We start from the raw sequence: 18766 nt of genomic DNA, 5'->3' as shown, positions 1-18766 counted from the left end.
GCACGAGGAGGAGGGCGCCGTGCGGCTGATGACCATCGGGGCGTTCGCCCGCGCGGCCCGCCTGTCGCCCAAGGCGCTGCGGCTCTACGACGACTCCGGCCTGCTGCCGCCGGCGGCGGTGGACCCGCACTCGGGCTACCGCTACTACGCGCCGGAGCAGCTCGACCGGGCGCGGATGATCGCCGCGCTGCGCCGGGCCGGCATGCCGTTGGCCGAGATCGCGACCGTCTGCGACCTGCCGCCGGGTGCCGCCGCCGAGGCGTTGGACGCCTGGTGGCGGCGGGTCAGCGCGGACACCGCGACCCGCGGCCGGGCGGTCGCGCTCCTCGTCGACCAGCTCACCGAGAGGGGCTCCACCATGTCCGACACCCGATTCCGGTACGCCGTGCGGTGCGAGACCGGCACGGTCCGGGACACCAACGAGGACACCGCGTACGCCGACGACACGCTGCTCGCGGTCGCCGACGGCGTACGCGGTCCGGCCGGGGCCGCCGCGAGCGCCGCCGCGGTGGACGCGCTGCGGTCGCTGGAGCCGGCCGACGCGTCGGCGGCCGACCTGCTCGCCGCGCTGGCCGGGGCGGTGACCCGCGCCGACCGGGCGGTACGCGGGCACGCCGCCGGCGACGACCGGCCGGCCAGCACGCTCACCGCGCTCGTGCGGCGCGGCACCCGGCTCGTGCTGGCGCACGTCGGTGACAGCCGGGCCTACCTGCTGCGCGGCGGTGAGCTGTCCCGGCTCACCCAGGACCACACGTACGTGCAGACGCTCGTCGACCAGGGTCGGCTCACGCCGGCCGAGGCCGGCGCGCACCCGCGGCGGGCGCTGCTGGCCCGGGCGCTCGGCGCGGGCGGCGAGGTCGAGGCGGACCTGGCGGTGCGGACCGCGCTGCCCGGCGACCGCTACCTGCTCTGCTCGGACGGCCTGTCGGCGGTGGTCGACCCCGGGGCGGTGCACGCCGCCCTGGCCGGGGCGGACGACCCGGAGAGCGCCGTCGGGCGCCTGGTCGACCTGGCGTACGCGGCGGGCGCGCCGGACAACATCGCCTGCGTGGTGGCCGACCTGGTGGCCGCCTAGCCGGTCCGACCCGGGTCGGGTGTCCGACCCGGGTCGTACCCTGGCGCTCATGCGAATTGGCATCGTGATCCTGCCCGACCAGCGCTGGTCCGAGGCGCGCCGACGGTGGGCGCAGGTGGACGAGTGGGGCTTCGACCACGCCTGGACCTACGACCACCTGGGCTGGCGTGACCTGGTCGACGGTCCCTGGTTCGACTCGTGGACGACGCTGACCGCGGCGGCCACGGTGACCTCCCGGGTCCGGCTGGGCACGCTGGTCGCCTCGCCGAACTTCCGCCACCCGGCGGCGTTCGCCCGCCAGGTGACCGCGCTGGACGACGTCTCCGGCGGCCGGGTGCTGCTCGGGCTGGGCGCCGGCGGCATCGGCTTCGACTCGGCGGTGCTCGGCGGCGAGACGCTGCCACCCCGGCAACGGGTCGACCGGTTCGCCGAGTTCACCGAGCTGCTCGACCTGGTCCTGCGGGAGGACGGCGCCACCTGGCGCGGCGAGTGGTTCACCGCGGTCGACGCCCGCAACAACCCCGGCTGCGTGCAGCGGCCCCGGGTGCCGTTCGTGGTCGCCGCCAACGGGCCCCGCTCGATGCGGCTGGTCGCCCGGTTCGGGCAGGGCTGGGTCACCACCGGGCTCGACGGTGACGACCTGGAGGCCTGGTGGGGCACGGTGACTGAGCTGTCCGACCGGATGACGCGGACGCTGGAACAGGCCGGCCGTGACCCGGCGACGCTGGACCGCTACCTCTCCCTCGACTCGGCCCCGGTTTTCTCACTGAGCAGCGCCGACTTCCTCGCCGAGCAGGTCGCCCGGGCGGCCCGGCTGGGCTTCACCGACGTGGTGACGCACTGGCCGCGCGAGAGCAGTTGGTACGCCGGCGACGAGGCCGTGCTGGTCGAGGCGGCGGCGATGCTGCCGGAGCTGCGCCGCGCCTAGGAACCTCAGGTGCCGACGCTGCCCTCGGTGGAGACCAGGCGGAACCGCAGGCAGACGATCTGGCTGTCGTCGGTGACCGGCGTCCCCAGCCGGGCCCAGTAGGCGCCGTGTCCGGCCCGCCACTCCTCGATCGACCGGTCGCCCTCGCCCTCGGAGCGGGCGAAGTCCCACGGCACGTCGGCGAAGCGCACCACCTCGACTCCGGTCACCTCCACGACGCCGACCAGCGCGTCGTGGTCGTCGACCAGCGCGAGCCGTTCGCCGACGTGCTCCAGTTCCTCGTTCTCCTCGGCATACTCGCCGATCAGGCCGGCGGTGGCGGTCTTCACGCCGGAGAGCACGAGGGTGTTGAGGTCGGCCCGCAGCTCGCCGGGGGTGCCGAGGGCGAGCGCGCGCAGTCCACCGATGCGGGGCCACATCCTGCCGAGGCTACGGCACGCCCGCCCGCCTCCGTCTCAGATCAGGTGGCCGGCGTAGCCGGGTGCGACCAGCACCCGCTCGTCGCCGGTCGCCTGGTGCGCCTCCAACACCGCGTCGGCCAGCTTCACCACGTGCTCGTCGCCGTGCCGGGCCGCCCGGGCGAACACCTCCGCCGGGTCGGCGGATCCGCCGGCCGGCGGCGCGGCGGCCGGCGTGGGTGAGGCGTACACCGAGGTCACGGCCGCCGTCGCGGCCCAGGCCGCGGCGACGCTCGGCGCCCGCAGCGCCGGGTCGAGAGCCGGCAGGGTACGCAGCACCGCGGTGGGCGCGGTGACCGCGTGCACCAGCATCACCGGTGCGCCGTGCCCGAACCGCAGGTAGTCCAGCGCGGCCCGGTGCACCACCTGGACGAGCGTGCGGGTGGCCCCGCCCGGGTCGGCCGGCGGGCGCAGACCGGTCACCGCGCCGGACCACCCCGGTACGTCGGTGAGCCGCCCCAGCCGTTCCCGGATCCCGCCCGTCTGGTCCGGGATCCGGGGCACCGCGGCCAGGGCCGAGGCGGCGTCGGAACGCCCGGTGAGCGGTCCGGCCCCGGGCACCGGCTGCCATCGGGCCGCCCAGTAGCCGAGCGCCTGCCCCAGCTCGGCCCGGCGCTCCGGCGTCTCCCCGTCGGTACGCAGGACCCGCACGGCGTGCCCGACCCGGATCACGCCGTGGGTGGCGCCGGCCGCGATCCCGGGCAGCAGCCGGGGCCACCACTCGCCGAGCACCTCCGTCCACTGCCGTTCCCGCAGCTCGCGGTCGAAGTGGATCAGCCAGTCGCCGGCCCGTTTCGGGTCGCCGAGCGCGGCCCGCCAGTCGTCGATCGGCCGCAGCCCGCGCGGCAGCTCGTCCAGCCGGCGCAGGTAGCCGTCGAGCCAGCGGTGCACGCGTGCGCCCTGCCCGTGCCGGACCAGCGCCTCGGCGGCCATCGGTCCGTGGTTGGAGAGCCAGCCCTCGAACTCGGGGCCGGTGCGGTGCAGTCGGTGGTACGCCTCGTCGAGGATGCCGTCGTCCATCCGGCGATCGTCCGGGTTGAACCTCGCTTGAGGTCAACCCTCGGGCAACTGGTCCCCGCCGAGCAGGGCGCGCAGCCGCAACCGCGCGGCGACCTCGGGCGGGCACGTGGCCACCAGCGCGGCGGTGCCGACGACCACGGCGCCGGCGTCGCGGACCACCCGGTGCAGCGCGTCCGACTGCGCCCCGGTGTCGACCCAGTCGTCGACCAGCAGCACCCGGTCGCCCGGCTCCAGCCGCCGGTCGTCCACGCCGACGCGCAGCCGCCGGCCGCGGTGGTCCGGTGGCGTCTCGGCCCACCGCATCGCCCCGACCCGGTGCCGCTCCCCGCCGTCCTTGTACGCGGGCACGAACCCGGTGCCGGCGGCGACCGCGACCAGCGGGCCGAGCAGCAGCCCGGTCACCTCGGGCGCGACCACCACGGTCGGCCGCGCGTCGGGAAAGAGGGCGGCCAGGGCCGGGCCGACCTGGGCGAGCACGGCCGGGTCGCGCCACCAGCCGGAGAGGTCGCTGACGAGGTGGGTGCTGTCCGGTCCGGGGTCGATCCACCGGAACAGTTCGACCAGGCGACGGCTCAGCACGGCACCATCCTGCGGCATGGACGCCGGCCAGCGCACCTTCCACCGTTCGGCCGAGCGCGGATGGCTTGATCGGCTACACGTACCCGGGTAAATGCGGGCATAGCACCATGATCACGTTGACTTCGGAAGTGCTTCTCTCGTTACGGTCCGGGCCGGTTTGTTCAGTTGACGAAAGGACCGGGCCGGTGGCTGCTAGGCACCTTCGTACCCGCAAGTTCTCCTCGCCCGCCGGCATCGCCGCCAGCGCGGCGGTCGGCGTGGTGCTCGCGGTCGGCGGCGCCGTCGGCGCCGTGCAGCTCACCTCCGCCGAGCCCCCGGCCGAGCCGGTCGCCGTCGAGGTCGTGCCGAGCACGCCCGCTCCCACCTCGGCCAGCCCGTCGCCGAGCGCGTCGGCCTCGCCGAGCCTCAGCCCGTCGCCGAAGGCCACCCCGAGCCCGACGTCGAGCCGTACGCAGGCGGCGTCCCGGGGCAAGACCCGGACCGCGCCGAAGCCCACGGCGACGAAGAAGACCACCGCCCCCAAGGTGGTGGACAGCGGATCCTGCGGCGCCTCGTTCTACGACGAGGGGCAGATGACCGCGAACGGCGAGACGTTCAACCCGAACGCGCTGACCGCGGCGCACAAGACGCTGCCGTTCGACACGAGGGTCCGGGTCACCAACCCGGCCAACGGCAAGTCGGTCGTGGTCCGGATCAACGACCGTGGCCCGTACATCGACGGTCGGTGCATCGACCTGTCGCGCGCCGCGTTCGCGGCCATCGCCTCGACCGACCTCGGTGAGGTGGACGTCCGCTACGAGGTGCTGGGCTGACCGACCTGTCAGACAGAACTTCCGCGACGGACGGGCCAGGTTCATTCACCGCTTCACGTCCATCAGGCATGCTGTCCGATGTACGCACGCAACCCTTCCAGCCGGGCCACGGCCCGCTGAGCCCCGGATCCCGCGCCGGTCTCGGCGCGGCCCTCGCGCTGCTCGCGATCGTCTCGGCCGCGGAGCTGGCCGACGGCCGTCCGGCGCACTATCTCGCTCTGATGGCCGCCGCGCCCGTCCTCGCCGGAGCGCTGACGTCCTGGCGGGTGGTGCTCGCCGTCGGCGCGCTGGCCACCGCCGCCGGTGTGGCCTTCGCGGTCGCCGAGCGCGGCGCCTCGCTGGTGACCGCGGTCAACGTGGCCACCGTCGCGCTGGTCACCGTGATCGCGGCCGCGACGGCCGCGGTCCGGCAGCGCCAGGCGGAACGGATCAACGAACTGTCCCGGCTCGCCGCGGTCGCCCAGCAGGCGGTGCTGCGCCCGCTCGGCCCGCAGGTCGGCACGCTGGCCGTGGCGGCGCGCTACATCTCCTCCACCGCGACCGCCGAGATCGGCGGCGACCTGTACGAGGTGATGGACACCCCGTACGGCGTCCGCATGATCATCGGCGACGTACGCGGGAAGGGGTTGGACGCGGTCCGGCTCGCCAGCATCGTGCTCGGCTCCTACCGCCACGTGGCGTACGAGCGGGCCGACCTGCGCGCGGTGGTGGCCGACCTGGACCGGGCGGTGGCCCGCAACGTCGGCGACGAGGACTTCGTCACCGCCGCGCTGGTCGAGGAGCGGGGCGGCACCCTCACCATCGTCAACTGCGGGCACCCGCCACCGCTGCTGCTGCGCCGGGGCGCGGTGATCCCGCTGGAGCCGCCGGCGCCCGCACCGCCGCTCGGCTTCATGCCGGTGGTCCGGCCCCGGGTCGAGCGGCTGGAACCGGGTGACCGGCTGCTGCTGTTCACCGACGGGCTGGGCGAGGCGCGGCGGGACGGGGAGTTCTTCCCCACCGCCGACCGGGCGTGGCGGCTGCTCGGCCACGGCACGGTCGGCGACGGGCTCGCCTCGCTGGAGACCGCCCTGGTCGAGTGGGTGCACGGCCGGCTCGACGACGACATCGCGCTGGTCCTGATGGAGTACGCGGGCCCGCGCAGCGCCACCGCCGCCCCGGTGCCGAGCTGGGAGGTCGGCGCCGCCGACGGGTGAACCGGAAGTGTGTAATCGCTGTCACTTCCGAGATCGGCTTGTCGATGGCTACCGGTGAGTAATACAGTCTGGAGTTACTGATCGGTAACACCTGTCCGGAAGCGGGGCCAGCGAGCATGACCCACTACAAGAGCAACCTTCGGGACCTCGAGTTCAACCTGTTCGAGGTGTTCGGGGCGGACCGGACTTTCGGCCAGGCGCCGTACACGGACCTGGACGTCGACACCGCCCGCAGTTTCCTCTCGGAGGTCGACCGCCTGGCCCGCGAGGACCTGGCCGCCAGCTACGCGGACAGCGACCGCAACCCGCCGGTCTTCGACCCGGCCACGCACACCGCGCCGCTGCCGGAGTCGTTCAAGAAGTCGTACCAGGCGTTCATGGACTCGGAGTTCTGGCGCCTCGACCTGCCGGAGGCCCTCGGCGGCACGAACGCCCCGCGCGCCCTCTGGTGGTCCCTGGCCGAGCTGGTGCTCGGCGCCAACGCCCCGGTCTGGATGTACGCCTCCGGCCCGTCCTTCGCGCACGTGCTGCACGTCGAGGGCACCGAGGAGCAGAAGACGTGGGCCCGCCTCTTCATCGAGAAGCAGTGGGGCTCGACCATGGTCCTCACTGAGCCGGACGCCGGCTCCGACGTGGGCGCCGGCCGTACCCGCGCGATCCAGCAGCCGGACGGCTCGTGGCACATCGAGGGCGTCAAGCGCTTCATCACCTCCGGTGAGCACGACCTGAGCGACAACATCGTCCACTACGTGCTGGCCCGCCCGGTCGGCGTCGAGGGCGTCGGCGGCCCGGGCACCAAGGGCCTGTCCCTGTTCGTGGTGCCGAAGTTCCACTTCGACGCCGAGACCGGCGAGCTGGGCGAGCGCAACGGCGTCTTCGCCACCAACGTCGAGCACAAGATGGGCCTGAAGGTCTCCAACACCTGCGAGGTGACCTTCGGCGAGCACGGCGTACCGGCCAAGGGCTGGCTGCTGGGCGAGAAGCACGACGGCATCCGGCAGATGTTCATGATCATCGAGTACGCCCGGATGATGGTCGGCACCAAGGCCATCGCCACGCTCTCCACCGGCTACCTGAACGCCCTGGAGTACGCGAAGAACCGGGTGCAGGGCGCCGACCTGATCCAGCAGGCCGACAAGACCGCTCCCCGGGTCACCATCACCCACCACCCGGACGTGCGTCGCTCGCTGCTGATGCAGAAGTCGTACGCCGAGGGCCTGCGCGCGCTGGTCTGCTACACCGCCAGCTGGCAGGACAAGGTCGCGCTCGCCGAGGCGGCCGGTGACGAGAAGGCCACCAAGCTGGCCAAGCGGGTCAACGACCTGCTGCTGCCGCTGGTCAAGGGCGTCGGCTCGGAGCGGGCGTACGAGCTGCTCGGCCACGAGTCGCTGCAGACGTTCGGCGGCTCCGGCTTCCTCCAGGACTACCCCCTGGAGCAGTACGTCCGCGACGCCAAGATCGACACCCTGTACGAGGGCACCACCGCCATCCAGAGCCTCGACCTGATCTTCCGGAAGATCGTCCGGGACAACGGCAAGGCCCTGATGGCGGTCGCCGGCGAGATCCAGGAGCACATCACCTCCGAGGCCGGCAACGGCCAGCTCAAGGAGGAGCGGCAGGCGCTGGGCAAGGCGCTCGCCGAGATCCAGAACATCCTCGGTGTGATGACCGGCTGGCTGGGTGAGGCGCAGGGTGGCGACACCCGCGCGCTCTACAAGGTCGGCCTGAGCAGCCGCCGGTTCCTGCTGGCGATCGGTGACCTGGTGGTCGGCTGGCTGCTGCAGAAGCAGGCGGACGTCGCGCTGAAGGCGCTCGCCGGCGAGGTCTCCGCCTCGGACAAGGCGTTCTACACCGGCAAGGTGGCCGCCGCCCGGTTCTTCGCCCGCGAGGTGCTCCCCCGCATCGGCGCCGACCGGCGGATCATCGAGGGCGTCGACCTGGAGATCATGGACCTCCCGGAGGAGGCGTTCTAAGCCCTTCCGGGGTCCTCATCCCCTGAAGCGTCACTCTTCCCCTCACCGACGGCCGGCGGGCGACAGCCCGCCGGCCGTCGGCGTTGCCGGGCCAGGGTGGATAGGCGGCCGGAGGGCGGGTAACCGTCGCGGACCACGACCGGAGCACGCCCAAGGGCCATCGCACGGGGGAGTGCAGCGCACATGGGCATTGGTAGCGCCATCTTTCTCATCGCGCTCGGCGCGATCATGACCTTCGCCATCCGGGCCAACGTCTGGTGGATCGACCTGCGCGCGGTCGGCTGGGTCTTCATCCTCGCCGGGCTGGGCGTCCTGCTGACCACGCTGTGGTTCTGGCAGGACCGACGCAAGCGCGCCCGCACGCTCATCGTGGAGGAGAACCGCCTCTCCCACCCGACCGCGATGATGCCGCCGCCGCCCGACCCGCCCCCGCCGACGGCCCCGCCGTCCTGACGGGCTGCGCCGTCTGGCGTCGGGCTGCGCCGTCTCGCGATGGGGTGCGCTTCCTCGCGCCGGACCGCGTCGGGCCGTCTTGTCCTGCCGGGACGCGCTGTCCACGCCGGCTCTCCGCGCCCGGATGCGCCGTCGGTGCTGGGCCGCGACGTGCTCGCGCTGGTCCGGCTGGCTTCCTCGCGCCGGGAGCCCGGTGACTGTCGGTAACCCCCATGGAGGATGCGCCGCTGAATAGCCGATATACCGCTGAGTCATAATTATGACTCAGCGGTATATCGCTCTAAATCACCTGCTCACCTGCTCACCTGCTCACCTGCTGGCGGGCGTACGGGCGTGCGGGCGTGCGCCTGGCGAGCGCGGCCGCGCGCGGGGGCCAGCCGAGCGCGAGGCCGGCGGCGGCACGACGGTCTGCTCCTCGGTGCCGCGCGGTGGGTGCGGGCTGCGGACCCGCGACCCGAGTCGACGAGGCCGCCCTGTGACGAGCAGGTAGCGGCAGCGGCGACCGGGGCCGGCGTCGCTGGGTGCGGTGAACGGACCGGAGCCGCGGCTCTCAGCCGCGAGCGGTGTGGCGGGCGGTGAGGGGCGCGCGGGTCAGGTCGGCCCAGCGGGTGGTGGGGCGGTGCACCACCAGGTCGGTGGTGCGCAGGCCGTCCGGATCCGCCCGTTCCGGGTCGAGCAGCGCGGAGAGCAGTGAGATGCCCGGATTGTGCGCGACGAGCAGCACCGTGCCGGCCGCCGGGTCGACCGCCCGTACCAGGTCCAGCAGTTCGTCCGGGTGCGCCTCGTACGCCGTCGGCTCGTAGCGCACCGCGGGCGTGGACCCCGCCGGCCCGCCCTCGGGCGGGGAACCCGTCATGCCCATGGCCACGCCGTGCCAGGTCTGCCGGGTGCGCCGGGCCGGGGAGCAGAGGACCACGTCGGGGAGCAGTTCGTGCCGGGCCAGCCAGGCGCCGGCGGCCGCCGCGTCGGCGTGCCCGCGCGCGGTGAGCGACCGCTCCGCGTCCGGGGCGTCCCGCTCCTGCTCGGCCTTGGCGTGCCGCAGCAGCACCAGCGTCCGCTCCCCGTTCCTGCCGTCCGTCATGCGCCCAGCTTGCCTGATTGGCGATCAGAGCGCCTGGGTATGTCGATGTGTGCCGCTACCTCATCCATGGCCGCGGCGGGCAGGAAACGCCAGCAGGACGCCAAGGAGGCGACGTCATGGGCATCGGTGCCAGCATCTTCCTCATCGCGCTCGGCGCGATCTTCGCGTTCGCCATCGACGCCAACCTGGGATGGCTGAACCTCAACGTGGTGGGCTGGGTGCTCATGCTCGCCGGTCTGGCCGGGCTGCTGACCACGCTCTACTTCTGGAACAGCCGCCGCCGGGTGGTGGCCGCGCCGGTGCGCGAGCAGGTCGTCGCCGAGCCGGTCGTGCCGGTGCAGGGCGACCGGGTCGTGCGCGAGGAGTACCGCGAGGTGCGCCGCCCGGGCTCGGGCTACCCGGCCTGACCCCCACAGACCCGAGGGCCCCGTAACGGCGCGGGGCCCTCGTGCGTGTCCGGGGCGCGGTTGCCGGACCGGCTCAGGCGAAGAGCGCGAAGTAGATCGCGATGTGGTGGCAGATCGCCGCGACCAGCGTGCAGGCGTGGAAGAACTCGTGGTGGCCGAAGACGGTGGGCCAGGGGTTCGGCCGGCGCAGCGCGTAGAACACCGCGCCCACGCTGTAGATCGCGCCGCCCACGCTCAGCAGCACCAGCGCGGTCACCCCGCCGCCGTGCAGAATCTGCGGCAGCATGGTCACGGCCACCCAGCCGAGCGCCAGGTAGAGCGGGGCGGAGACCCAGCGCGGCGCGTGCGGCCAGATCAGCTTGACCGCGACGCCGGCCAGCGCGCCGCCCCAGACCAGGGCCAGCATGATCGTGGCGTGCCGGGTGTCCAGCAGCAGGGCGCAGAACGGCGTGTACGTGCCGGCGATGAACACGAAGATCATCGAATGGTCCATCCGGCGCATGATCTGGTAGCCGCGCTCGGACCAGACGCGCCGGTGGTAGAGCGCGCTGGTGCCGAAGAGCCCACAGACGGTGAGGCTGTAGATCAGGCAACTGACCAGCGGCGCCCAGCCGGGGCGGGTGGCCGCGATCGAACAGAGCACGATGCCGCAGACGAGCGCGGCGAAGAACGCGTACGCGTGCAGCCAGCCGCGCATGCGCGGCTTTCCGATGTCGACCGGCCGGAGCCGGAGCGGTGCGGAGGTGGTCACCTCATCAGGTTACGACACCGTAGGTTACTTGCAAGTAGTGTGGACCGTCACGTCGGCTGACGCGAGGATGGCCAGATGCGGATCCGGCCCGTCGGGGCGCACGCCCTGCTGCTCGACTGCGACGACGCCGACCAGGTCGAGGCCTGGCGGGCCGAGCTGTGGCACCGGCGGGACGCCGGCGAGCTGACCGCCCGGGAGATCGTCCCGGCGGCCGTCACGGTTCTGCTCGACGGCGTGCCCGACCCGGCGGCCACGGCCGCGCGGATCGCCGGGTGGCGGCCACGGAACACCTCCCGCGGGGCCGACTCCGTCGAGGTCCGGGTGCCCACCGTGTACGACGGGGCTGACCTGCCCGCCGTCGCCGACCACTGGGGCGTCGACGTGCCGGACGTGGTGGCGCGGCTACGGCGTACCGAGTTCCGGGTCGCGTTCTGCGGCTTCGCGCCGGGGTTCGCCTACCTCACCGGGCTGCCCCGGGAGCTGGCCGTGCCCCGGCTCGCCACCCCGCGTACCCGGGTGCCGGCCGGCTCGGTCGCGCTCGCCGGCCCGTACGCGGGGATCTATCCCACCGCGTCGCCCGGCGGCTGGCTGCTGGTCGGGCGGACCGACCTGCCGCTGTTCGACGTGCACGCCGACCCGCCGGCCCGGCTCAGCCCCGGCACCCGGGTCCGGCTGGTCGAGACCCGATGATCGAAGTGCTGCGGGCCGGCCCGCTCACCACCGTGCAGGACCAGGGCCGACCCGGCTGGGCCCACCTCGGCGTACCCCGGTCCGGCGCGCTCGACCCGGACGCGCTGCGCCTGGCCAACCGGCTCGTCGGCAACCCCGAGCACGCTGCCGGCCTGGAGATCACCCTGACCGGCTGCGTGCTGCGCGTCACCCGGGCGGTCACCGTCGCGCTCACCGGCGCTCCCGCCGACGTTCTGGTCGAGTGGCCCCCGACCGGCCCGGCCACCGTGCCCGGGCCGGTGGCCGCCGACCGCCGCACCGGCCGCGGGACCGTCGAGGCAGGCGCCCAGGTGACGGCGGGTGCGCGGCGGCCCGATGACGTGGTGGCGGGTACGCGGCGGCCCGCTGACGTGGGTCGGTCCCTGGCACTGCCGGCCGGGGCGGTGCTGCGGGTCGGCCCGGCCCGCGCCGGGGTGCGTACCTGGCTGGCCGTGTCCGGTGGGATCGCGGTCGAGCCGGTGCTCGGCAGCCGGGCCACCGACACGCTCTCCGGGCTCGGACCGCCGCCGCTGCGCGACGGCGACCGGCTGCCGCTGGGCACGCCGGCCGGACCGCCGGCCCCGGTCGACGTCGCCGTCACCCGGCCGGTGCCGGCCGAGGTGCGGCTGGCCGTGCGCCCCGGCCCCCGGCAGGACTGGTTCACCCCGGCCGCGTTCGGCCTGCTGTGCCGCGACGCGTACACGGTGGGTCCGGACAGCAACCGGGTCGGCGCGCGGCTGACCGGCGCGGCCCTGCCCCGCGCGGTGGCTGGCGAACTGCCCAGCGAGGGCCTGGTGCTCGGCGCGGTGCAGGTGCCGCCGGACGGCCAGCCGCTGGTCTTCCTCGCCGACCACCCCACCACGGGCGGCTACCCGGTCATCGGGGTGGTGGACGACGTGACAGCGCTCGCCCAGGCCCGCCCAGGGACTACGGTGAGGTTCCATGGACCTCAACGCTGACCTGGGTGAGGGATTCGGCAGCTGGCGGCTCGGCGACGACGAGGCGCTGCTCGGCCTGATCAGCTCCGCGAACGTGGCCTGCGGCTTCCACGCCGGCGACGCGGCCACCATGCACCGGGTCTGCGCCGCCGCCGCCGAACGTGGTGTCGCGGTCGGCGCGCAGGTCGGCTATCGGGACCTCGCCGGCTTCGGCCGGCGGCACATCGCCTACGACTTCGCCGAGCTGCGCGACGAGACGATCTACCAGCTCGGCGCGCTGGACGCGTTCTGCCGGCTGTACCGCACCCGGGTGCGCTATCTGAAACCGCACGGCGCGCTCTACCACGCGGCGGCGTGCGACGAGGCGCAGGCCGCCGCGCTGGTGGCGGCGATCAGCGGGTACGACCACGAGCTGCCGGTGCTCTGCCAACCCGGCACGGTGCTCGCCCAGCTCGCGGCCGGTGCCGGCCTGCGGGTGGTGGCCGAGGGCTTCGCCGACCGCAACTATCTGCCCAACGGGACGCTGGTGCCCCGCAGCGCCCCGAACGCGTTGGTGACCGACCCCGACCAGGTCGCGGTCCGGGCGGTGCGGATGGCGGTCGAGCGGACCGTGGTCGCCGTCGACGGCAGCGTGGTCCCCTGCCCGGTCGAGTCGATCTGCCTGCACGGGGACACGCCGGGGGCGGTGCGGTGCGCGGAGCTGGTGCGCGCGGCGCTCATCGACGCGGGGGTCACGCTCACTCCGTTCGCGTGAAAGGAGGGGCCCCTGTTAACGCATTCTGCATAACAAGGGGCCCCTCCTAACACTCGTCAGGTCAGGACTCGTCCAAGCCGCGCAGCACCAGCGGGAGACGGGCGGCGCCACCGGCCACCACCCGCACCGGTACGCCCCAGTCCTGTCGGGTCAGGTGGCAGGCGGCGTGCTCGACGTCGGCGTCGCACGTCGCCGCCTGCGCGGTCACCTGCAACACGCCCTGCGCCACGTCCCCGTCGATCACCAGCCGGCGGGACAGGTCGGTGGTCGTGCCCGCGCCCTCCACCAGCAGTTCCGGCGGGGACGCCGACACCACCAGCCGGGTCGACGGCCCGTACGTCTCGTCCAGCTTCTGCCCCGGCGCCGGCGTGAAGATCACGTCGAGCGTCAGCTCGCCGGCGGTCACGTCGGTGGGCTTGCGCTCCAGCCGGTGTCGCGGGCCCTGCACCGTGTTCGCGCCCGCCGCGGTCAACGCGCCCGGCGCCAGCCGGGTCAGCCGGTGCGCGGCCGACTCGACCACCAGCACCTCGCCGTCGGTGGTGAGCACCAGGTCGCTCGGCTCGGCCAGCCCGTCGGCCACGGTGCCCACCTGCCCGGTCCCCGGGTCGAAGCGGCGCACCGCGCCGTTGTACGTGTCCGCGATCAGCACCGAACCGTCGGGCAGCGCGCACACCCCCAGCGGGTGCTGGAGCAGCGCCTGGTCGGCCGGACCGTCGACGTGCCCGAAGTCGAACAGGCCCTGCCCCACGGCGGTGTGCATCTCACCCGCCTCGACCCAGCGGATCGCGCTGGTCTCGCTGTCGGCGATCCAGAGCCGGGCCCCGTCGGCCGAGACGGCGAGCCCGGACGGCTGCGCCATCCAGACGTCCGGCAGCGGCCCGTCCCGCAGCGCCTCGACCGTGGTACCGGCGTACATGCCGGCGGTGCGCTTGATCGGGTCGAACCACCAGAGCTGGTGGATGCCGGCCATCGCCACGACCACCCGGTCGTCGTACCAGGCCACGTCCCAGGGGGAGGAGAGGTCGACCGAGCGCGCGTCGTGCGCGTGGTCGTCGACCGTCGAGCGCCACTGCCGCCCGGTGCCGGCCACGGTGACCACCTCGCCGGTCTCCAGCCGTACGCCGCGCAGCAGGTGGTTGACCGTGTCCGCGACGACCAGGTCGTAGCCGGCGACCTCGGCCACGTGCGGCGGCAGCAGGCACAGGCCCTGCGGCTCGGCGAACGTCGCGCCCTCCGCCGGGCCGTCGGTGCGGCCACGGGCGCCGGTGCCGATCCGGCGGACCACGGTCTCCGCGTCCGGGGCCAGCTCGACCACTGAGTGTCGGGCGGAGTCCGAGACCAGCAGGTTGCCGCCGTCGAGCGGCACGGCCTTGCCGGGGAAGCGCAGCGCCGTCTCCGGCTCGGCCGGCGGCACGTACGGGCCCTCGCCCCGGTGCAGCGTGCCCTTCGCCTCGTGGGTGGCGATCAGGTCGTCGACCAGCCGGGCCAGGCCCTCGGCGTGCCCCTCGCCGGCCATCGTGGCGACCACGTAGCCCTCGGGGTCGACCACCGAGAGCGTCGGCCACGCCTTGGCGGCGTACTGCTGCCACACGTCCATCTCGGGGTCGTCGAGCACCGGGTGGTGCACGCCGTACCGCTCGACGGCCGCGGCCAGCGCGTCCGGGTCCTTCTCGTGCTCGAACTTCGGCGAGTGCACCCCGATCACGACCAGCACGTCGCCGTACTTCTCCTCGAGCGGGCGCAGCTCGTCGAGCACGTGCAGGCAGTTGATGCAGCAGAAGGTCCAGAAGTCCAGCAAAACGATCTTGCCCCGCAGGTCGGCCAGCGTGACGGCCCTGCCGCCGGTGTTCAGCCAGCCGCGACCGCGCAGCTCCGGTGCCCGTACTCGTGCGCTCATGCCCCCATCGTGCCGCACCGCCCCGGCCGACTCCCCCGGGACGGCCGAGTGAACAGACGCACACCGCGCCCCGGGCGGGCAACGCGGGGCGCCCGCCCCCGGGTGGGGACGGGCGCCTCGGGGAACGTGGGTTACTGACCGGCCGGCTTCAGGCAGAGCACCCGGTTGATGCCGCCGCCCTGGAGGTCGACCGTGGGCTGGGACAGGTCCGCGCACTTGTCCTTGTTGTCCACCTTCGACACCACGGTGAACGCGCCCTGCTCGCCGCAGTCCGCGGCCACCGCGCTCTGCCCCGACTGCTTGATGCAGGAGCCGACCGCCGGGTCGAAGCCCGCCGGCTTGTCGTCACCCACCTTGCCGAGCAGGGTGAGCAGGCCGAGCGGCACGGCGAGGATGAGCACGGCCGCGACCAGCACGGCGGCCAGCACCCGGCCGTTGCGTACCTTCGGCGTGGGCGCCTCGGTCTTCGGCTCGGCCTCCGGCTTGAACGCGTCGAACCGGCCCTGGTCCTGATCTCCGGACGGACCGTCGGGGGACCAGGCCGGCGGGGCCTGCTGCGGCGGCGGCGGGAACGCGGGCGGGAAGCCGCCCGGCTCGCCGCCCTGACCGGGCACCGCGACCGAGGCGCGTCCACCGGCCGGCGGGCCGTAGCCGTCCTGCGGCCCGCCGAACGGGTCGGGACGCCCACCGGGGCCGCCGAACGGGTCCTGCTGGCCTCCGGGACCGCCGTACAGGTCCTGGTTGCCGTACGGGGGCTGGCCGCCAGGGCCGCCGAACGGGTCGCGCGGGCCGCCGGGCTGCTCGCCGTGCGGGTGGACGCCGTTGGCGGGACGGTCGTTGCCGGGCGGGTCGACGAAGGACGGTACGCCCATCGGGAAGGGCGGTGGGGCGGCCGGCGAGGACGGCGGCGCCGCCGGGGCGTCGGCGTATCCGTGCGGCCCGTCGTCGTCCGACCGGGACTGCGGCCCGGCGAACCCGGACGGACCATCCTGCCGCGGGCCGTCCGACCCGCGGTGGCCCGACCGGTCGTCCTGCCGCGGGAACCCGGGACGGTCGTCGTGTCCTGGGAACCCGGGACGGTCGTCGTGTCCGGCGAATCCGGGACGGTCGTCCTGCCCCGGGAACCCGGGACGGTCGTCGGGCCCGGCGAAGCCGCGCGCGTCGTCCGGGCGGGACTGCGGGCCGCCGAAGGCGGATGCCTCGTCCGCCTCGGGAGTCTCGTCGGGCTCCGGCCGGGCCGGCCGGCCGTACACCCGGGGCTGGGGCGCCGGCGTGCCGGTCGGGTGCAGGGGCTGGTCGGACGGCGGGGTGACCCGGCTGGTCATCGGCACCGACGCGCTGGCCGAGACCGGGCCGGACTCGGGTGACGTGCGCGGGCCCGGAACGGCCGGACCGGCGGGTGACTGCGGCTCCTCGTGCCCGGGGCGGGCCGCGCCCCAGCCGGCGTCACCGTGCTCCGGCTCGTACGCCTGGGGTTCGCGCTCGGCCGGTGCGTAGGGCGCTGCCGGGTGGTCGGCGGGCGGCGAGGCTGCCAGAGCCGCGCCCGGCACCCGCCGCTGCTCCTGGGCGGGCAGCGGCACCGCGTTGCCGGCGGAGATGCCCGGCGCGGGCGCCGGCTGGTAGACCGGCGCGCTCTCGGGCTGCCAGCCCGGCGACGCCGCCTGACCACTCTCGTCGGCCCGTCCCCAGGCCTCGTCCGGCGACCACGGCTCAGCGTCCGGCACGGCCGGGCGCTCGGCGCCGCGCTCGTCCTGGTGGCCGCGCCGGCCGTCCGGCGCCGGTACGGACACGCTGGCCCGGGCCGACGACTCGCCAGCGGCTCCCCAGGCCGGCTGCGCCGGCTCGTCGGTCGGCCGCTCGGGCTCACGCTGCTGCGGCACGGCGGCGGCGCCGCTCCACCCGCCGGCGGAGCGGGACTGCTGTTCCGGACCGCCCCAGCCCCCCGGCTGCGGAGCCTCGGCCCGGCCTCCGGCGGCCCAGCCGCCGGAGCGGTCCGGGTCGTCGTCGCGGGTGGACTCGTCCCAGCCACCGGACCGGCTCTCGGCCTGCGGAGCGGGCCATCCACCGGAGCGGTGCGGGTCGTCCTCGGCGCCGGTCGCGCGGTTGTCCTGGTCGGACTGCTCCTGGTTGGACCAGGCGTCGGGTCGGGCGGCGCCGGGCACGGAGACCTTGGCGGCGGCACGGGCGGGCGGCTCGGCGGGCGGCCAGGTCGCGCCGGTCTGCGGGCCCGGCGGGGTCCAGGCCGGCTGGCTGTCGCGGGGCGTCCAACCGCCGGAGCGGTGCGGGTCGTCGCCGGCGGGCTGCTCGTCGCGCGGCGTCCAGCCGCCCGAGCGGTTCGGGTCGTCCGGCTGGGCGGCGGCGCCGACGGCCCAGCCGCCGGAGCGGCCCGGGTCGTCGTCCTGCTGCCCGACGCCCGGGGTGAACCCGCCGGAGCGGTGCGGGTCGTCGGCGCCGGCCGGGGTGGCCCAGGACTCGTTCGGCACGGTGGCCGGGGCCGGGACGTAGCCGGTGCCGCGGGCACCCGCGTCGCCGGACTGGGCCCACGCCGGCTGCTCGCCGGAGGATCCGCCGGCATTCCACGTGGGACTGTTCTGCTCGGCGGCCCAGGCCGGGGGCGCCGGCTCGGCGGGACCGCTCGGTGGCGCGGCGGCCCACGCGGGCGGTGCCGGTTCGGTGGACCGCTCCGGGCCGGGCTGCTCGGGCGTGGCCCACGTCGGGTTGCCCGGGCCGGACGCGGCCCAGGCCGGCGCGCCCTGCTCGGGGGCGCCCCAGGCGGGCTGCTGGCCCCGGCCGCCCTGGTCCGCGGGCGGCGGAACCTGGGCGCTGGCCCGGCCGCTGACCGGCTGGCCCGGGGGCGGGCCCCAGGCGGGTGGCTGGTCGTCGGGCGCGGCCCAGGCGGGGGCCGGCTGGGTGGGCCGACCGGCCGGCGGGGGCGGGGCCCAGCCGAGGTCGGACGACCCGTTGTACCCGTTGTCCTGCTGCGCCGGCTGATCGCCGTACGGCACCGGTCCGCCGGTGCCCGGCGACACCTCGCCCGGCTCCTGGCCGGGGCGGTGCGGAGCCTCGGACGTCATGGGTGCGCCTCCTCCATCACAGGTCGGCCGCCGATGCCGGTCGGGAACCGTCGGCATGGCCACCGGCGTCGCCGGCGGGTACCGGCCGTGCGGGCTCCCCGCACCGTATCCGGTGGTCGCCCGAAGGCGCTCGGGGGAGCCTCAGTCGCCACCGAGAGTCACCGGGCGACGTCGATGGGTTTCGCTTCCCGCGTCGGTCCGGAGGCAGTCGGTTGGCGACCGTGCCAACCGTACCGGGCGGTGCGGCGGGGTGGAATCCCGGTGCCGACCGACCCCGGATACGCCGAAGACCCGCCCGGCGTGCCGGGCGGGTCTTCGAACTGGAGGAGGTGAGAAAGGTCGGTGGCGTCAGCTCATGTGACGCTGGGCGATGGCGAGAAGCTCGTTCCGGACCGCGGGCGAGTTGGCGGAACGCAGGGCGTGCTCGATGGCACGGGCCCGGCGGTTGGCGTCGCGGCGGGTGCGGATTCGCTCGATCATGCTCATCTTGGGTCTCCTCCTGGCTATTCGGTTGTCAGCCCCTTGATGTCTCTATTGAAGCGCATGACGCCGCCGAACGCCATCGATTATTAGGTGAGCTGAACCACGAACCTAAGGATCGTAGGTCAGATGCCCTCGCGGGCCGATGATTTCGCCTCCCAACGGCAACGGCCGGTGTGCCG

At 74.8% G+C, this 18766-nt stretch carries 18 protein-coding genes; 10 read left to right on the top strand and 8 right to left on the bottom strand.

Annotation, left to right across the window (positions count from 1 at the left end; genetic code table 11):
• The first annotated feature begins 19 nt into the window (after positions 1-19).
• Together COO58_RS06575 and COO58_RS06570 are read left to right on the top strand one after the other, a co-directional pair.
• Positions 20-1075 (top strand): MerR family transcriptional regulator, encoded by a 1056-nt coding sequence (locus tag COO58_RS06575; protein ID WP_098746139.1) that lies wholly within the window; start codon positions 20-22, stop codon positions 1073-1075.
• A 49-nt stretch (positions 1076-1124) separates the two neighbouring features.
• Positions 1125-2003: an LLM class flavin-dependent oxidoreductase gene (locus COO58_RS06570; RefSeq protein ID WP_091576744.1), complete on the top strand. Its 879-nt coding sequence runs from the start codon at positions 1125-1127 to the stop codon at positions 2001-2003.
• Positions 2004-2008: 5 nt separating this feature from the next.
• Here COO58_RS06570 and COO58_RS06565 read toward each other — a convergent pair whose 3' ends face one another.
• Genes COO58_RS06565 through COO58_RS06555 form a run of 3 tightly spaced genes read right to left on the bottom strand, consistent with a single transcriptional unit; the run spans position 2009 to position 4060 of the window.
• Complete coding sequence (locus COO58_RS06565) at positions 2009-2422, bottom strand: ASCH domain-containing protein (RefSeq protein WP_091566005.1); 414 nt, start codon at positions 2420-2422, stop codon at positions 2009-2011.
• A gap of 36 nt (positions 2423-2458) precedes the next feature.
• A complete protein-coding gene (locus tag COO58_RS06560; protein WP_091566002.1) occupies positions 2459-3481 on the bottom strand; it encodes a questin oxidase family protein in 1023 nt (340 codons plus the stop codon).
• Positions 3482-3514: 33 nt separating this feature from the next.
• Complete coding sequence (locus COO58_RS06555) at positions 3515-4060, bottom strand: phosphoribosyltransferase (protein WP_098744185.1); 546 nt, start codon at positions 4058-4060, stop codon at positions 3515-3517.
• Positions 4061-4245: 185 nt separating this feature from the next.
• On the opposite strand from COO58_RS06555, the gene COO58_RS06550 reads away from it, so the two are divergent.
• The 4 genes from COO58_RS06550 (at position 4246) to COO58_RS06535 (ending at position 8494) form a co-directional block, all read left to right on the top strand.
• Complete coding sequence (locus COO58_RS06550; protein WP_176558754.1) at positions 4246-4872, top strand: septal ring lytic transglycosylase RlpA family protein; 627 nt, start codon at positions 4246-4248, stop codon at positions 4870-4872.
• A gap of 68 nt (positions 4873-4940) precedes the next feature.
• Positions 4941-6068 carry a PP2C family protein-serine/threonine phosphatase gene (locus COO58_RS06545; protein ID WP_091565993.1) on the top strand — a complete coding sequence of 376 codons (1128 nt, stop codon included), beginning with the start codon at positions 4941-4943 and terminating at the stop codon, positions 6066-6068.
• A 116-nt stretch (positions 6069-6184) separates the two neighbouring features.
• A complete protein-coding gene (locus COO58_RS06540) occupies positions 6185-8041 on the top strand; it encodes an acyl-CoA dehydrogenase (protein WP_091565991.1) in 1857 nt (618 codons plus the stop codon).
• 183 nt (positions 8042-8224) lie between these two features.
• Entirely contained in the window at positions 8225-8494 is a 270-nt protein-coding gene (locus COO58_RS06535; RefSeq protein WP_013283345.1) for a DUF6458 family protein, read from the top strand.
• A gap of 550 nt (positions 8495-9044) precedes the next feature.
• On the opposite strand, the gene COO58_RS06530 is transcribed toward COO58_RS06535, so the two are convergent.
• Complete coding sequence (locus COO58_RS06530) at positions 9045-9575, bottom strand: histidine phosphatase family protein (protein ID WP_091565985.1); 531 nt, start codon at positions 9573-9575, stop codon at positions 9045-9047.
• Between the two features lie 116 nt (positions 9576-9691).
• Between COO58_RS06530 and COO58_RS06525 the strand changes: the two genes are divergently transcribed.
• A complete protein-coding gene (locus tag COO58_RS06525) occupies positions 9692-9982 on the top strand; it encodes a DUF6458 family protein (protein ID WP_091565981.1) in 291 nt (96 codons plus the stop codon).
• A gap of 73 nt (positions 9983-10055) precedes the next feature.
• On the opposite strand, the gene COO58_RS06520 is transcribed toward COO58_RS06525, so the two are convergent.
• A complete protein-coding gene (locus tag COO58_RS06520; protein ID WP_091565976.1) occupies positions 10056-10733 on the bottom strand; it encodes a hemolysin III family protein in 678 nt (225 codons plus the stop codon).
• Positions 10734-10808: 75 nt separating this feature from the next.
• Between COO58_RS06520 and COO58_RS06515 the strand changes: the two genes are divergently transcribed.
• Genes COO58_RS06515 through COO58_RS06505 form a run of 3 tightly spaced genes read left to right on the top strand, consistent with a single transcriptional unit; the run spans position 10809 to position 13133 of the window.
• Complete coding sequence (locus COO58_RS06515) at positions 10809-11423, top strand: allophanate hydrolase subunit 1 (protein ID WP_098744181.1); 615 nt, start codon at positions 10809-10811, stop codon at positions 11421-11423.
• Positions 11420-12400 carry a biotin-dependent carboxyltransferase family protein gene (locus COO58_RS06510; protein WP_098744180.1) on the top strand — a complete coding sequence of 327 codons (981 nt, stop codon included), beginning with the start codon at positions 11420-11422 and terminating at the stop codon, positions 12398-12400. Before COO58_RS06515 ends, COO58_RS06510 begins: the two co-directional genes overlap by 4 nt.
• The gene (locus COO58_RS06505) at positions 12384-13133 is read left to right on the top strand and encodes a LamB/YcsF family protein (protein ID WP_098744178.1); all 750 of its coding nucleotides are present in this window, start codon (positions 12384-12386) and stop codon (positions 13131-13133) included. Before COO58_RS06510 ends, COO58_RS06505 begins: the two co-directional genes overlap by 17 nt.
• Before the next feature lie 61 nt (positions 13134-13194).
• Here COO58_RS06505 and COO58_RS06500 read toward each other — a convergent pair whose 3' ends face one another.
• The 3 genes from COO58_RS06500 to COO58_RS30120 form a co-directional block, all read right to left on the bottom strand.
• Positions 13195-15030, bottom strand: coding sequence for an NHL domain-containing thioredoxin family protein (locus COO58_RS06500; RefSeq protein WP_098744177.1), 1836 nt, complete (start codon positions 15028-15030; stop codon positions 13195-13197).
• Between the two features lie 131 nt (positions 15031-15161).
• Positions 15162-18104: a hypothetical protein gene (locus tag COO58_RS06495; protein WP_098744175.1), complete on the bottom strand. Its 2943-nt coding sequence runs from the start codon at positions 18102-18104 to the stop codon at positions 15162-15164.
• A 348-nt stretch (positions 18105-18452) separates the two neighbouring features.
• Positions 18453-18590 carry a hypothetical protein gene (locus tag COO58_RS30120; protein ID WP_172967877.1) on the bottom strand — a complete coding sequence of 46 codons (138 nt, stop codon included), beginning with the start codon at positions 18588-18590 and terminating at the stop codon, positions 18453-18455.
• Positions 18591-18766 lie beyond the last annotated feature (176 nt).

The sequence above is a fragment of the Micromonospora sp. WMMA1996 genome, assembly GCF_002573675.1.
GTDB classification, from domain to species: Bacteria; Actinomycetota; Actinomycetes; order Mycobacteriales; family Micromonosporaceae; genus Micromonospora; species Micromonospora sediminicola.
The sequence above is the reverse complement of the archived record's forward strand: the minus strand, read 5'-3'. Positions and strand labels throughout refer to the sequence as shown.

Coding starts and splice junctions, on each gene's coding strand:
- COO58_RS06570 (WP_091576744.1), top strand. CDS start 1,125: ATGCGAATTGGCATCGTGATCCTGCCCGACCAGCGCTGGTCCGAGGCG.
- COO58_RS06565 (WP_091566005.1), bottom strand. CDS start 2,422: ATGTGGCCCCGCATCGGTGGACTGCGCGCGCTCGCCCTCGGCACCCCC.
- COO58_RS06560 (WP_091566002.1), bottom strand. CDS start 3,481: ATGGACGACGGCATCCTCGACGAGGCGTACCACCGACTGCACCGCACC.
- COO58_RS06545 (WP_091565993.1), top strand. CDS start 4,941: ATGCTGTCCGATGTACGCACGCAACCCTTCCAGCCGGGCCACGGCCCG.
- COO58_RS06540 (WP_091565991.1), top strand. CDS start 6,185: ATGACCCACTACAAGAGCAACCTTCGGGACCTCGAGTTCAACCTGTTC.
- COO58_RS06535 (WP_013283345.1), top strand. CDS start 8,225: ATGGGCATTGGTAGCGCCATCTTTCTCATCGCGCTCGGCGCGATCATG.
- COO58_RS06530 (WP_091565985.1), bottom strand. CDS start 9,575: ATGACGGACGGCAGGAACGGGGAGCGGACGCTGGTGCTGCTGCGGCAC.
- COO58_RS06525 (WP_091565981.1), top strand. CDS start 9,692: ATGGGCATCGGTGCCAGCATCTTCCTCATCGCGCTCGGCGCGATCTTC.
- COO58_RS06515 (WP_098744181.1), top strand. CDS start 10,809: ATGCGGATCCGGCCCGTCGGGGCGCACGCCCTGCTGCTCGACTGCGAC.
- COO58_RS06510 (WP_098744180.1), top strand. CDS start 11,420: ATGATCGAAGTGCTGCGGGCCGGCCCGCTCACCACCGTGCAGGACCAG.
- COO58_RS06505 (WP_098744178.1), top strand. CDS start 12,384: ATGGACCTCAACGCTGACCTGGGTGAGGGATTCGGCAGCTGGCGGCTC.
- COO58_RS06500 (WP_098744177.1), bottom strand. CDS start 15,030: ATGAGCGCACGAGTACGGGCACCGGAGCTGCGCGGTCGCGGCTGGCTG.
- COO58_RS06495 (WP_098744175.1), bottom strand. CDS start 18,104: ATGACGTCCGAGGCTCCGCACCGCCCCGGCCAGGAGCCGGGCGAGGTG.
- COO58_RS30120 (WP_172967877.1), bottom strand. CDS start 18,590: ATGAGCATGATCGAGCGAATCCGCACCCGCCGCGACGCCAACCGCCGG.